The organism is Streptomyces sp. MNU76 (assembly GCF_020982545.1).
Classification (GTDB): Bacteria; Actinomycetota; Actinomycetes; order Streptomycetales; family Streptomycetaceae; genus Streptomyces.
The window spans coordinates 93,825-106,798 of sequence record NZ_JAJKLK010000023.1 but is presented as its reverse complement, the minus strand read 5'-3'; the positions used below and the strand labels follow the sequence as shown (position 1 = coordinate 106,798).

Genomic DNA, 12,974 nt, shown 5'->3' with positions numbered 1-12,974 from the left:
AAGTGAGCAACAGCGCACGTGGGCGGGAAAGGTTGGCTGGAGTGGCGGATCGCTTGGACGGCGGGCAGCGCGCGGCGGGGTTCCCCCTGCTGACGGTCCTCGCACTCATGGCGGGGATCTTCGCCGTCGGCTCGGAGGAGCTGGTGGTCTCCCCGCTGCTCCCGGACATGTCGGAGTCGTTCGACACCTCGGTCGCCGTGATGGGGCTGTCGGTCAGCGTCTACGGGGTCTGTACGGCGATCGGCGCCCTGATCTTCGCCCCGCTCGGGGACCGGGTGTCCCGGCGGGTCGGACTGGTGACCGGGATGACGGTGTTCGTCCTGGGCACGCTGCTGTGCGCGTCCGCCGGTTCCCTGGGCGTGTTGTTCGCCGGGCGGGCGCTGGCCGGTCTGGCCACGGGCGCGTTCGTACCGACCGCGTACGCGTTCGTCGGCGACCAGATCCCGTACCGGCACCGGGCCAGGGCCATGGGCATCGTCGTGTCGAGCTGGTCGCTCTCCCTCGTCCTGGGCGTGCCCACGGGGGACTTCGTCGGACAGCGGGTCGGCTGGCGGTGGACCTTCGGGCTGCTCTGCGTGCTGGGCGTCCTCGTGATCGGCGTGCTGTTCCGGGCCGGCGGACGCGCCCGCCCCGAGCCCGCCGACCCGCAGGGCACACCGGACGACGCCACGCGGACATCGGACGGCGCCGTGCGGACGGACGACGCCGTGGGAACAGCTGCGCCGCAGGGCGACGGCGGCTGGAGCCGCTCGGTCGTCCAGGCCTTCCGCGCCCCGAAGGTGCTGGTGTACGTCCTGGCGACGTTCCTGAACATGCTCGGCTTCTACGGCATGTACACGTACCTCGGCAGCGCGCTGCAGTACCGGTTCGGCGACGAGAGCTCCTCGACCTCTCTGATGATCCTGCTGTACGGCCTCGGCTTCGCGACGAGCTTCGTCACCGGGAAGTGGGCCGACGACCTCGGCAAGGAGCGCGTGCTCGTCGGGCTGCTGGCCGGCCTGGTCCCGGCGCTGGCCGTGATCCCGCTGGTCGACCATCTCACCCCGCTGCTGGTGCTCTGCCTCTTCCTGTGGGGAGCGATGCAGAGCCTGGTCGTCACCCTGCTGAGCACCCTGCTGAGTGAGTGCTCGCCGGCCCACCGAGGGACCATCCTCGCCTTCTACACCCTCGCGACCAACCTGGCGGTGGCCCTGGGCGCCGCCCTGCTCGGCCCGCTGTTCACCGAGTACGGCTTCTCCGCCGTCGGCTTCGTCTGCGCGGGCATCACACTCGCCGCCTGCGGCCTGAGCCAGTGGGCGCGCGGTCGGGACACCGAAGCCCCCACCGGAACCGACCGGCCCGAGCCCGGAACCGAGCCCGGAGCCGAGCCCGTCACCGAGGGCAGCCGTGTGGCAGTGACCGAGGGCAGCCGTGTGGCAGTGACCGAGGACCGTCGCGTGGCAGTGACCGAGGACCGCCGTCCGGAAGCGACCGCCGACCGTGAGGACCGGCCATGAGGATCGAGTCCGCCCACCGGCTCCGGGACCTGCCCAGGAACTCGTTCGCGTCGACCGTGGCCAGGATCGACCGGCTCGTGCGGTCGGGCGAGGACGTCGTCAACCTCTGCCAGGGAAACCCCGATCTGCCCACGCCCCCGCACATCGTCGAGTCGCTGCGCACCGAGGTCCTCGATCCCGCCACCCACCGGTACGGCTCCTTCTCGGGCCTCCTCGAACTCAAGGCCGCCATCGCCCGGTGGTACGCCACGAACCACCGGGTCGAGCTGGACCCGGAGACCGAGGTCGCGATCCTGTTCGGCGCCAAGGCCGGACTGGTGGAGCTGAGCCAGTGCTTCCTGGACCCGGGCGACGTGTGTCTGATGCCGGACCCGGCCTTCCCGGACTACTGGGCCGGTGTCGCCCTCGCCGGGGCCCGGATGCACCCCCTGCCGCTCCGCCGGGAGAACGGCTTCCTGCCCGACTACACGGCCCTCGACCGGGCGACACGCGAGCGGGCCCGGCTGATGTTCCTCAACTATCCCAACAACCCCGCCTCGGTGACGGCACCGCCGGAGTTCTACGCCGACACGGTCCGGTTCGCGGACCGGCACGGCGTGCTCGTGGCCTCCGACTTCGCCTACGGTGCCCTGAGCTTCGACGGCGAGGCCCCGGTGTCGTTCCTGCGGGCGGACGGGGCGAAGGAGGTGGGCGTCGAGTTCATCTCGCTGTCGAAGATGTACAACATGGCGGGCTGGCGGGTCGGCGCCGTCGTCGGCAACCGCGCCGTCGTCGCCGCGATCGACCTCCTCCAGGAGCACTACTTCGTCTCGCTCCCGCCCTTCATCCAACGCGCGGCGATCACGGCCCTGACCGGGCCCCAGGACTGTGTCCACGACCTCTCGAAGATCTACGAACGCCGACGCGACGTCTTCGTGTCCGGTGTACGGGAGGCGGGATGGGACCTCGACGTCCCCCGGTCCGTCTTCGCCTGGCTGCCGACACCGGCCGACGAGCCCTCCGTCGCCTTCGCCGACGCGCTGCTCGACCGGGCCGGGGTGGCCGTGTCGCCGGGCCGCTGGTTCGGGGAGCACGGCGAGGGATACGTACGGGTGAGTCTGCTGGCCCCGGAGGAACGGCTCCGCGAAGCGGTCGTCAGGCTGGCCCGGTTCCGCTGACGTCGGCCGGCGCCGGCCGACGGTCCCCTGCGTCGGGGCCCCCGGTGTCGGCGGCCGTCCCGAGCTCCGCCAGCAGCCGGGGCAGTTCCGGCGGCCAGACGGGCTCGGCCGCCGGGTCGGCCAGGTCCGCGGGGGTCCACCAGCGCCAGGTCAGGATGCCCTCCTCGGCGCGGGTGGTGGTGAGGAGGCCGCCGGCCGGCTCGCGGCGGGGGCCCCGGGCCACGTAGATGTCGTCGTACTGGCGGACGGGGATGCCGGCGCGGGTGAAGTCGTGCTCCCAGGAGCAGAGGAAGGCGCCCGGCTCCACGTCCGTCCAGCCCGTCTCCTCGCGCAGTTCCCGCAGGGCACCCTCGCGCGGTGACTCGCCCTCCTCCAGACCGCCGCCGGGCAGGGCCCAGTGCGGGCCCGTCTCGTCGTCGACGTACCGGAAGAGGAAGACGGCACCCTCCGGATCGAGTACGGCGATCCGCGCGGCCCGGCGCGATCTGCGCGGCGGCTCGCTCGACGGTTCGCTCAGCGCCTTGCGCAACACCGTGCAGGGGCGCCCCAGTTGGCGGTCCCGGCGGTGTTCGACGAACTCGTAGCCGAGGGAGGTCCAGAAGGACAGGGCGCCGGGGTTGTTGTCGAGCGCCGCCAGCCGGACGGCGGCACGCCCCGCCCGCCGGAACCGTTCCTCGACGAGGGCCGCCAACTGGCCTCCGTACCCCCGGCGTTGGGTCGACCCGTCGACGAGCAGCAACCCGATCCACGGGTCGGGGTCGGCGGGATCGGGGTGCCGCGCGAGGGTGATGGCGACCCCGACGAGCCGCCGGGGAGCGGGGCCGTCCCCGTCCTCCGTGCCCTGCCTCGCGAGCAGGATCTCCACGTCCGGGTTGGCCAGCTCCATCGCCAGCGCCGCGGCCACCTGTTCGGGACGGATGTCGTTCGCGTCCGGGAAGTCACCGCTCAGGGCGTAGAAGTCGCGGTTGGAGGCGTGCAGGGCGGTGAGTTCGGTGAGGAGGGGGCCGGGGATGGTTCCGTCCTCGGCTGTGCGGAGCGGTTCGAGCAGCAGCATGCCCGCACGTTATCGATCAGGGGACCTGTCGGTGGACCTACAGTTCCTCCGGATACGAAGGAGCGGAGGGGCGTGTGGAACAGCGCGTGTGTGTGCACAAGGCGCGGCTGGGCGGTGACGAGTTCCGGGTGATCCGGCCGACCCCGTCGGCGGCACGACTGGCGCTGCGCGACGACCACCACCTTGCACCACCGTTCGTACCGCGACCAGCTCGCCTTCGGCATCGCGGCGCACACCCTGTTCGTCGTGGGCAGCCCCACCGCGTTCCGCGAGCGCGGTACCGCGCTGCGGGGTCTCGTCGACGAGGCACCGTCGTTCCCGCAACCGGCACCCGGACGCCGGGCACTTCTGCGTCGAACTCGACCCGGGGCCTGGTCCCGGATACGGAACCGGCGGCGTGTCCCCGCCTCGCTGCACATCCGGTACTGCGCCGGCTGGCGTGTATGACGGCCGAAGGCCCCGCCGTGCGCCGGCGGGGCCTTCGGTGAAGCGTGAAGCGGTAGTGCGGTGGTGCGGAACTCAGACGTTGACGCCGAAGTCCTGGGCGATGCCGACGAGGCCCGAGGCGTAGCCCTGGCCGACCGCGCGGAACTTCCACTCCGCGCCGTTGCGGTACAGCTCGCCGAAGACCATGGCGGTCTCGGTGGCGGCGTCCTCGGAGAGGTCGTAGCGGGCGATCTCGGCGCCGCCGGCCTGGTTGACGATACGGATGTAGGCGTTGCGGACCTGGCCGAAGTTCTGCGAGCGGTTCTCCGCGTCGTAGATGGAGACCGGGAAGACGATCTTGTCGATGTCGGCGGGGAGGCCCGCGAGGTTGACGTTGATCGCCTCGTCGTCGCCCGCGCCTTCGCCCGTGCGGTTGTCGCCGGTGTGGACGATCGTCTGGTCCGGGGTCTGCTTGTTGTTGAAGAAGACGAAGTGGCCGTCCGAGTAGACCTTGCCCTGCGTGTTGACCGCGATCGCGGAGGCGTCGAGGTCGAAGTCCGTGCCGGTGGTGGTGCGGACGTCCCAGCCGAGGCCCACGGTGACGGCGGTCAGGCCCGGAGCCTCCTTGGTGAGCGAGACGTTGCCACCCTTGGACAGGCTTACAGCCATGGTTGGGAGTCCTTCCCTCGTTGCGTACGTGCCTTACGGGCTTCGTGCCGGGGACGAAGCTACCTGTACCTCTATGAACGTCGGGAGGGGCGCCAGAGGTTCCAGCGGTTTTTACTTTCTTTACCCGTGGAACCCGTGGAACCGGAACACGAGGAACCCGGGTGCCGTGAAAAGGGCGTGACGTGGACCGGACATCCGCGCGACCATGGGGGCATGTCCGGTCCTTACGTCATCCGTGGCTCCGTCTCGCTTCCCGAGGCCGAGCTCATGTGGCGCTTCTCCCGCTCCTCCGGTCCCGGCGGACAGCACGTCAACACCAGTGACTCGCAGGTCGAGCTGCGGTTCGACCTCGCGAACACCGAGGCGCTGCCCGAGGTGTGGAAGGCGCGGGCGCTGGACCGGCTCGCGTCGCGGCTCGTCGACGGGGTGGTCAGCGTCCGCTCCTCCGAGCACCGTTCGCAGTGGCGCAACCGGGAGACCGCCGCCGTACGGCTGGCCGCACTGCTCGCGGAGGCGACGGCGCCGCCGCCCAAGCCGCGCCGGGCCACCCGTATCCCGCGCGGGATCAACGAGCGGCGGCTGCGGGAGAAGAAGCAGCGCTCGGACACGAAGCGGGGCCGGTCGGGGCAGGGCTGGGGCTGAGGGCCGGGGCCCGGCCTACTGGGACAGTTGCCGGTAGCGGCCGCGGAAGTAGGTGAGCGGGCCTGTGTCCGGGCCCGGGAGGGTCGCGGTCAGGACTCTGCCGATGACCAGGGTGTGGTCGCCCGCGGTGACGCGCTGTTCCGTGTGGCACTCCAGGGTGGCCAGGGCGCCGTCGAGCAGGGGCGCGCCGGTGGCCTCGCCCCGGGTGTGGGGGACGGAGTCGAAGAGAAGGCGGTCGCTCACGCGGTTTCGCATGGCGAAGCGTGCCGCGACGGTGTGCTGGTGGTCGGAGAGGACGGAGACCGCCCACCGGGGCTGCTCGGCGAGCAGGTCGTCCATGCGGGAGCCCTCGCGCAGGCCCACCAGGACGAGGGGCGGGTCGAGGGAGACGGACATGAAGGAGGTGGCCGTCATGCCCACGTCCTCGCCGCGCGGCCCGTCCGGATCCAGCGCCGCCTCGTGCGCGGTCACCAGGACCACACCCGCCGCCAGTCGGGACATCGCGGCACGGAACTCGTCTTCGCTCACCCTCTCAGCATGCCCGCCGGGGAGGGAACCGGGGGCGGCCGGGGTGCGCTGGGCCACGGGCGCGTTTGCGAGAGGAACTGTCTTCGACACGCTCGCACGCTAGCCCGCGGCGAGGGCCTCCCGCATCGGGCAGAGGCCCCACCCCGCCCCGGACCTGCGACCTAGGGCGTGTTTCGGAAGTCCCTTCTGCTCTGCGACGCCCGGCACGCTCCCCCAGTCTCGGCTGGCGCTCGACCGGGAGGTACCCCCACCGCCGCACCGGACGAAAGGCGAAGTACACCCAGTACGAGGCCTTTCGTCCGGCGCGCCGAGAGCACGCACCGGACGCCGCAGAGCCGCCCTTCGGGCGACGAAGGGACTTCCGAAACACGCCCTAGGGCAGCCGCCGGAGCCGGGCGGTCAAGGTCACTCACAGTGCCTACACAGAGTTCTGAATCCTGTTCAGGAAGCGCATGCGGGAAACGCATAAACTCCACTCAATTGCTCAGGTTCCGCTGTGACTTGAGTCACAGGAGCCATATTTTGTTGACCCTGTGTACCGAGTGGGCTTCGCGCTGTGATTCAGTGGCGGGGAAGCTGGAACCTGTAAGCGGGAACTGTAAGCGGTAGTAAGCCCGCGAGTTAAGCACTCGAGCAGGTTCCGCAGGGTACCTGGAGCCTGGAGCTGCCACGAGATCTCGGGGGGAGGGCGAATGGAGACCGAGTCGGAGCCCTACGTCCGTCTGACGACGCTGCGGCAGCTGCACCAGGTGATGGCGGACATGAACACCGCGCGCAGCCTGGCCGACACACTGCAGACCGTCGCCGACGGCGTGGTCAACGGCCTGGGCTACGAACTGGCCTGCGTCAACCTCGTCCGCCCCGACGGCGACCTGGTCGTCGCCGCCCTCTCCGGCAACAGCGCCGCCGAGGCCCTGATCACCGGCCGCGTCGGCTCCCGCGCCTCCTGGGACCGCCGGCTGAACATGGGCGAGACCTGGGGCGACCTGCGGTTCATACCGCACACCGAGGGCTGGGTGCTCGACGAGGACGACGTCCCCCAGTGGTACACCGACGGCCCCGCGCCCCGCTTCGAGGACGAGTGGCACCCCTCCGACCGCCTCTTCGCGCCGATGTACACGCCGGGCGCCGGCGGCGCCTCCTGCGGCGAGCTGGTCGGGGTCATTTCCGTGGACCGACCGCGAAACGGTCGCCGACCGGGCGCGTGGGGACGCGAAGCGCTCCAGATGTACGCCTTCCAGGCCGCCATCGCGATCAGTAACGCTCGGCTGCGCGCCAACATGCAGCGCGCACTGGTCAGGCTCGAAAGGGAGCAGCAGGCGCTGCGCGCCAGCGAGGAATCCTTCCGGCAGGCGTTCGAGTACGCCCCGAGCGGTATGGCCATCGCGGAGATGGGCGGCGACCAGCACGGCCGGATCCTGCGGACCAACGACGCCCTGTGCCGGCTGCTGGGCCGGCCCGCCTCCGCCATGCGGCGGTACGCCTTCTCCGACCTCGTCCACCCCGAGGACATAGGCACCCTCCTGCGGACCTCCGCCGAGGGCGGGCGCGCCGAGCTGCGGCTCGGGCGCCGCGACGGGACGTACGTGTGGGTGTCCCTGCGCAACAGCGTGGTCGCGGACGCCGCCGACGGGCCCCGCTTCCTGCTCACCCACGTCGAGGACATCGAGGAGCGCAAGCGGCGTGAGCTCCAGCTCGCGCACCGGGCCTCGCACGACGCCCTCACGGGCCTGCCGAACTCCGCCGAGCTGCGCTCGCGCCTCTCCGCCCGTATCTGCCAGCGCCCCCAGTCCCTCCCGGCCGACGCGGCGGCCGACTCCATGAACGCGGCCTTCGGGCAGTTCGGCGAGCAGGGCGAGGGGGGCGGGTTCGGGGAGTACGGCGCCGAGCACACGGCGCGGCTGCCGCACCCGTCGTTCGACGCCTACGAGGCCGCCGGACACAGCGGGCACGCCTTCGACTTCCACGCGGTCGGCGGGCCGTACGACGCCTTCGACCACCATGTGCACGCCGTCGCGCCCGAGGACGAGCGGGACGACGGGACCAAGGGGCTCGCGGTGCTCTTCTGCGACCTCGACGGGTTCAAGTCGATCAACGACCGGTTCGGGCACAACGCGGGCGACGCCGTCCTCATCGAGGTGGCCCGGCGGCTCAGCCGGGGCGTGCGCGACGGCGACACCGTGGCCCGGCTCGGCGGTGACGAGTTCGTCGTCCTCGCCGACGGCCTCGGCCGCGCCGACGCCCAGGACCTCGCCGTACGCCTGCGCAACGAGATCATCCAGCCGATTCGCGTGGACGGCCGGGCGATGCGCGTCGGGGCCAGTTTCGGCATCGGATGGGCCCACTGCGGAATGACGGCGGACGAGGTGTTGAAATCAGCTGACGAGCGGATGTACGTCGAGAAACGATCTCGTCCCAGACAGCACAGGCGGGCCGGATAGAGCCCGGTGTGACAGCGGAGACACCGGCAGAAAAGCCCAGGTCAGAGCGCGAAGGCGGCCGAAAAGCGCCTGGTCGGCGCTGGGCCGGCCAGGTGATGAGGTCCGAGTCACCCGTTTGGACCATCACGAGCGGGTAGGCTCGCTCGCATTGAGGAGACCTAGGGGTCATTCGCTCCCCGGTCAGGTGGCCGGGCCTCGCTCACGCCGTGGATGAGGCTCTGAATGACCAGCCCGAGCCGTCGCTGATGAGGGGGTGACCTTGATGGCTACGTTCCGTGTGGGTGTGCCGACCCACCTGGCCGTGCTTCCTCAGCGGCCTGCTCTGGAACCTGTACCTGCAGACACCTCTTGGAGCAGGGACGAAACGGGGTACAGGGCCCTGTCTTGATCAAGGCAGGGAAGTCGGCACGGAACATGGGCGAGGGGATACCCGCGACGCGATCACCTTCGCATGCGGGAGTCACACCGCACTCAGGCTCTGGCTGTGAGCGCGGGAGAACGCGCTGTCGGTGACGGCAGCACCATCAGCGAGGGAATGGATGACGCACCACGACAGGGCACCGGGCCCACCAGAGCTGGGCGAGCGGTCAGCGCCCGGCGCAGGGGCGCCAAGGGTGTTCGTTCTGGACCGCAAGGGGCGACCGCTCATGCCCTGCCATCCGGCTCGTGCTCGTGAACTCCTGAGGAAGGGAAGGGCGGTTGTGGCCCGGCACACCCCCTTCACCATCCGTGTCAAGGACCGTCTCCTGGAGGACTCGGAAGTCGGGGGCGTCGCTGTGCGTATCGACCCAGGATCGAAGGCCACGGGTACTGCTCTGACTGACGACATCACTCGGGTGTCCGACAGCAGTGGTGAAGTCATGGTTCTTCGACGTGGTCTGTATGCGGTGGAGCTGGTACACCGTGGTGCGGCCATCCGGAAGGGTATGGAACGGCGCGCGGGCTACCGGAGGCGGCGGCGAGTGGCCAACACACGCTATCGAGCCCCGCGTTTCGACAACCGTCGCTCCGCTCAGGGTTGGTTGCCTCCTTCTCTGCAGCACAGGGTTGACACGACTTGGTCTCAAGTGCAGCGCCTGACACGGCTCGCTCCCCTGACCGAGGTCCACGTCGAGCGGGTTGCGTTCGATACTCACGCCATGGCGGCCGGACGGGAGCTCAAAGGCGTCGAATACCAACAAGGGACCCTTGCCGGATACGAGCTGCGTCATTACCTGCTTGAGAAGTGGGGACGGAGTTGCGCCTATTGTGGCAAGAGTGATGTCCCCCTACAGGTCGAGCATGTTCAGCCCAGAGCGCGGGGCGGATCAAACCGTGTCTCGAACCTCACGCTGTCCTGTGCTCCTTGCAATCAGGTCAAAGCGTCCCGACCAATCGAGGAATTCTTGAAGGACCGCCCCGAGGTTGTCGCGAAACTCAGGCGGGAAGCCAAGATCCCTTTGCGGGACGCGGCAGCGATGAACGCAACCCGTGATCGGCTTTCTGAGCGGCTTCGTACGCTTGGGCTCCCGGTCTCGTGCTGGTCCGGCGGGAGAACGAAATACAACCGGGATCTGTTCGGACTGGCCAAGTCGCACACGCTCGACGGGCTGGCCGTCGGCGAGGTCGGGCCGAGGTGTCGCGTTGTCCGCTACGCGTCGAGTGTGTTGATCGCCGTCGCCACCGGGCGCGGTGACTACGCACGGACCCGTACGGACAAGCACGGCTTTCCGCGCCTCGCGCTGCCTCGCACGAAGTCTCATTACGGCTTCCGGACGGGCGATCTCGTGCGGGCGGTCGTGCCCGTCGGCAAGAAGGCAGGCACGTACACGGGCAGGGTCGCTGTCCGATCGTCAGGACGTTTCAACGTCCGCACCTCACACGGCATCGTGCAAGGCGTCGGCCATCAACATGTGAGCCTGCTCCAGAGGGCGGATGGCTATAGCTACGCCGTTCGCGCAGAAGAACAGAACGCACAGGCCCCAGTCGCATCCGCTGGCGGTCAGGTAGGAGATGTCCGATGACGCCCGGCAACAACGGCGCGAGCACGCCCGAGGACGACGACCCGTTCGGCTACCTCTACGCCGACGGGCAGGCCCGAGGAGCCCAGCCGCCCAGCGCGAGCTACGGCTACCCGAACGCGGTCAACCGGGCGCGTCCGGTCGGCGAACGCCAGTACGGGCAGCAGACCCAGCAGGCACCGCAGGCCGCCACCGCGCAGTACGGGCAGGTCCCGCAGCAGGGTTACGGCCAGCCGCAGGGCGCCCCCGGCCGGCCGAACGCGCACTACCAGGCCCCCGAGAGCTTCTCCGGCGGTGCCCAGACGACGCGTCAGCAGGCGTACGGCAACGGCGGGGGCGGCGGCCGGGGCCGTGGCCCCAACACCAAGGGCCTCCTCATCGGCGCGATCGCCGTGGTGGCCGCCGTGGTGATCGGCATCAGCGTCGCCATGCTCGGCGGCGACGACTCCGACGGCGCCTCGGGCAACGACACCGGTGCCTCCACCGGCCCCACCACCCAGGAGAGCGCCGACCCCAGCCCGTCGGCCAGCAAGTCCAAGAAGCCCGAGACCGCCGAACTCCCCAAGGCCGAGGCCAAGACCCTCCTCCTCGGCGGCAACGCGGCCATCGCCTCCGACGTCCCCGGCGCGAAGTCGGAGGGCGGGTTCTACGTGGGGAACTTCAACTCGGTGGGTTCGTCCATCACCTGGAAGATGGAGGACGTCCCGGCGGGCGGCAAGTACACGCTCTACGTCAACTACGGAGTCCCGGGCAAGAAGGCCGACGCCACCCTCACGGTCAACGGCACGGCCCAGACCCGCCCGCTCAACCTGGACAACTTCGCCAAGGGCCCCGAGGGCGACTACGAGAAGGGCTGGACGAACACCTACGCGTCCATCCAGCTCAACAAGGGCAGCAACGAGATCAAGATCTCTTGCGAGGACGGCAACTCCTGCGACGTCAACTTCGACCAGTTGTACCTGAAGAAGGGCTGGACGAACTAACGGTTCCGGCGCAGCTATCTTTGGATTTCGCCCCGAGACTGCAAAGAGGCCCCGCGCATGCGTCATGTGCGGGGCTAGTCTTGTGCAGAGCTTATCTCGTCAGGCCATGTTTCTCGATAACACTCCTGACGAGAAAGCTCCTACCAGTCTATGCAGGAATTAAGCTTCTTATCTTTTTCGAATCGAGCCACTTCCACGCCAGCTTCAAAGATCCCTCTATCGTCTTCTGCGGTAGTGTCGAAGGTGATGGTGCCCACGCCACTGGTGTTCTTGCGCCATGGCCAGTAGTGGATGGAGCCATCTGCCCGTTCGGTGAGGAGACGCATGCGAGCGTGGTGGCCGTCTGATTTGCTGTCTGTGAGCTCGCCGTGAATCCTAATCCTGGAGCCAGGGTCATTCCAGTTTGATATCGCCAATAGGCCGGAGGCGCCCGTGGTGCTGCATCCGCGGAATGAATCCGCGTATGCAGAACCGGCCATACTCACGGTGAGGAGTAGTGCTGCTCCGATGCTCCCGGCTGCGGTAACCGATTTGCGCACTCTGCGTCTCCTTCTATGAGGCCGAAACTCACTTGATGTATTCAGATCATATTTGTCGTTAGCAGGTAATGTCAGGGATTCCTGTGGTGCCAGCAGGCTCACCCGGCTTCGTGAAGGAGGTCTTGCGTCACGGTCACTCTGGTCACAAGGTCGTCGAAAGCCGCCCGGTCGAACTCGCCCGCCACCGGGGTCAGTACGGTCGCGGCCGACAGGGCCGTCGCGCGGGCCAGGCGGTCGGGCCAGGAGAGGCGGTCGACCAGGCCCGACAGGAGGCCCGCCACCGCCGAGTCGCCCGCCCCGGTCGGGTTGCCGCGCAGACGGCGGGGCGGGGCGGCCCGCCAGAGGCCCTCGGGGGTGTGGGCGAGCAGACCGTCGGGGCCGAGGGAGGCGACGACCGCCTGCGCGCCGCGGCGGCGGGCGTCCCGGGTCGCGCGGGACGGCTCGTGGGAGCCGGTGAGTTCGGCCAGTTCGTCGGTGTTCGGCTTCACCAGGTCGGGGCGGGCCGCCACTCCACGACGCAACGGCTCACCGCTGGTGTCCAGCAGAACCGGCACGGACAGCGTGCGGGCCGTACGGACCAGGCCCGCGTACGCCCCCACCGGCACCCCCGGCGGCAGACTGCCGCACAGGGCCACCACCGAGGCGGAGCGCAGCAGATCGACGTACGCCTCCTGGAAGGCGGACCACTCGACGGGCGAGACGAGCGGGCCCGGTTCGTTGAGCTGAGTCGTGTCACCGCTCGCGTCGGCCACGGCGATCGTCCGGCGCGTCGCACCCTCGACCGGCATCAGCGCGTCCACCACGCCCGGTGTGTGCGTGAGCCGGTCCTGTACGGCCCGGCCGGTCGCGCCGCCGACGAAACCGGTGACGGTCACCTCGTGGCCGAGCGCCGCCAGCACCCGGGCCACGTTCAGGCCCTTGCCGCCGGGCCGTTCGATGACATCGGTCACCCGGTGCGTGGCGTGGGGCCTGAGGTCCCGTACACGGTAGGTGAGGTCGAGAGCGGTGTTCAGTGTGACCGTGAGGATCACCTGGGCCG

At 69.6% G+C, this 12,974-nt stretch carries 12 protein-coding genes; 7 read left to right on the top strand and 5 right to left on the bottom strand.

Features of this window, described 5'->3' with window-relative positions; translation table 11 throughout:
• Window positions 1–41 precede the first annotated feature (41 nt).
• Together E4N62_RS37855 and E4N62_RS37850 are read left to right on the top strand one after the other, a co-directional pair.
• Window positions 42–1,496 carry an MFS transporter gene (locus tag E4N62_RS37855; RefSeq protein WP_230221900.1) on the top strand — a complete coding sequence of 485 codons (1,455 nt, stop codon included), beginning with the start codon at window positions 42–44 and terminating at the stop codon, window positions 1,494–1,496.
• Window positions 1,493–2,653, top strand: coding sequence for an aminotransferase class I/II-fold pyridoxal phosphate-dependent enzyme (locus E4N62_RS37850; RefSeq protein WP_230221898.1), 1,161 nt, complete (start codon window positions 1,493–1,495; stop codon window positions 2,651–2,653). Before E4N62_RS37855 ends, E4N62_RS37850 begins: the two co-directional genes overlap by 4 nt.
• Here the strand turns inward: E4N62_RS37850 and E4N62_RS37845 are convergent.
• The gene (locus E4N62_RS37845) at window positions 2,631–3,704 is read right to left on the bottom strand and encodes a GNAT family N-acetyltransferase (protein WP_374117171.1); all 1,074 of its coding nucleotides are present in this window, start codon (window positions 3,702–3,704) and stop codon (window positions 2,631–2,633) included. The genes E4N62_RS37850 and E4N62_RS37845 overlap by 23 nt on opposite strands.
• 186 nt (window positions 3,705–3,890) lie before the next feature.
• Here E4N62_RS37845 and E4N62_RS37840 point away from each other — a divergent pair, with 186 nt between their 5' ends.
• On the top strand, window positions 3,891–4,154 hold the full coding sequence (locus tag E4N62_RS37840; RefSeq protein ID WP_230221893.1) for a hypothetical protein: 264 nt from the start codon (window positions 3,891–3,893) through the stop codon (window positions 4,152–4,154).
• Window positions 4,155–4,226: 72 nt separating this feature from the next.
• On the opposite strand, the gene E4N62_RS37835 is transcribed toward E4N62_RS37840, so the two are convergent.
• On the bottom strand, window positions 4,227–4,802 hold the full coding sequence (locus E4N62_RS37835) for a TerD family protein (protein WP_230221891.1): 576 nt from the start codon (window positions 4,800–4,802) through the stop codon (window positions 4,227–4,229).
• 213 nt (window positions 4,803–5,015) lie between these two features.
• Here E4N62_RS37835 and arfB point away from each other — a divergent pair, with 213 nt between their 5' ends.
• Window positions 5,016–5,444 (top strand): alternative ribosome rescue aminoacyl-tRNA hydrolase ArfB, encoded by a 429-nt coding sequence (gene arfB / locus E4N62_RS37830; protein ID WP_230221889.1) that lies wholly within the window; start codon window positions 5,016–5,018, stop codon window positions 5,442–5,444.
• A 15-nt stretch (window positions 5,445–5,459) separates the two neighbouring features.
• Here the strand turns inward: arfB and E4N62_RS37825 are convergent, their stop codons facing one another.
• Window positions 5,460–5,972: a flavin reductase family protein gene (locus E4N62_RS37825; protein WP_230221887.1), complete on the bottom strand. Its 513-nt coding sequence runs from the start codon at window positions 5,970–5,972 to the stop codon at window positions 5,460–5,462.
• A gap of 692 nt (window positions 5,973–6,664) precedes the next feature.
• On the opposite strand from E4N62_RS37825, the gene cdgB reads away from it, so the two are divergent.
• The 3 genes from cdgB to E4N62_RS37810 all read left to right on the top strand — a co-directional run bounded on the left by cdgB (window position 6,665) and on the right by E4N62_RS37810 (window position 11,396).
• Window positions 6,665–8,413 (top strand): diguanylate cyclase CdgB, encoded by a 1,749-nt coding sequence (gene cdgB, locus E4N62_RS37820; RefSeq protein ID WP_230221885.1) that lies wholly within the window; start codon window positions 6,665–6,667, stop codon window positions 8,411–8,413.
• A gap of 539 nt (window positions 8,414–8,952) precedes the next feature.
• Complete coding sequence (gene iscB, locus E4N62_RS37815; RefSeq protein WP_230221883.1) at window positions 8,953–10,416, top strand: RNA-guided endonuclease IscB; 1,464 nt, start codon at window positions 8,953–8,955, stop codon at window positions 10,414–10,416.
• Window positions 10,413–11,396 carry a CBM35 domain-containing protein gene (locus E4N62_RS37810; protein ID WP_230221881.1) on the top strand — a complete coding sequence of 328 codons (984 nt, stop codon included), beginning with the start codon at window positions 10,413–10,415 and terminating at the stop codon, window positions 11,394–11,396. The genes iscB and E4N62_RS37810 overlap by 4 nt, the downstream gene beginning before the upstream one ends.
• 140 nt (window positions 11,397–11,536) lie before the next feature.
• Here the strand turns inward: E4N62_RS37810 and E4N62_RS37805 are convergent, their stop codons facing one another.
• Window positions 11,537–11,722 carry a hypothetical protein gene (locus tag E4N62_RS37805; RefSeq protein ID WP_230221879.1) on the bottom strand — a complete coding sequence of 62 codons (186 nt, stop codon included), beginning with the start codon at window positions 11,720–11,722 and terminating at the stop codon, window positions 11,537–11,539.
• Between the two features lie 311 nt (window positions 11,723–12,033).
• Window positions 12,034–12,966 (bottom strand): 1-phosphofructokinase family hexose kinase, encoded by a 933-nt coding sequence (locus tag E4N62_RS37800; RefSeq protein WP_230221877.1) that lies wholly within the window; start codon window positions 12,964–12,966, stop codon window positions 12,034–12,036.
• Window positions 12,967–12,974 lie beyond the last annotated feature (8 nt).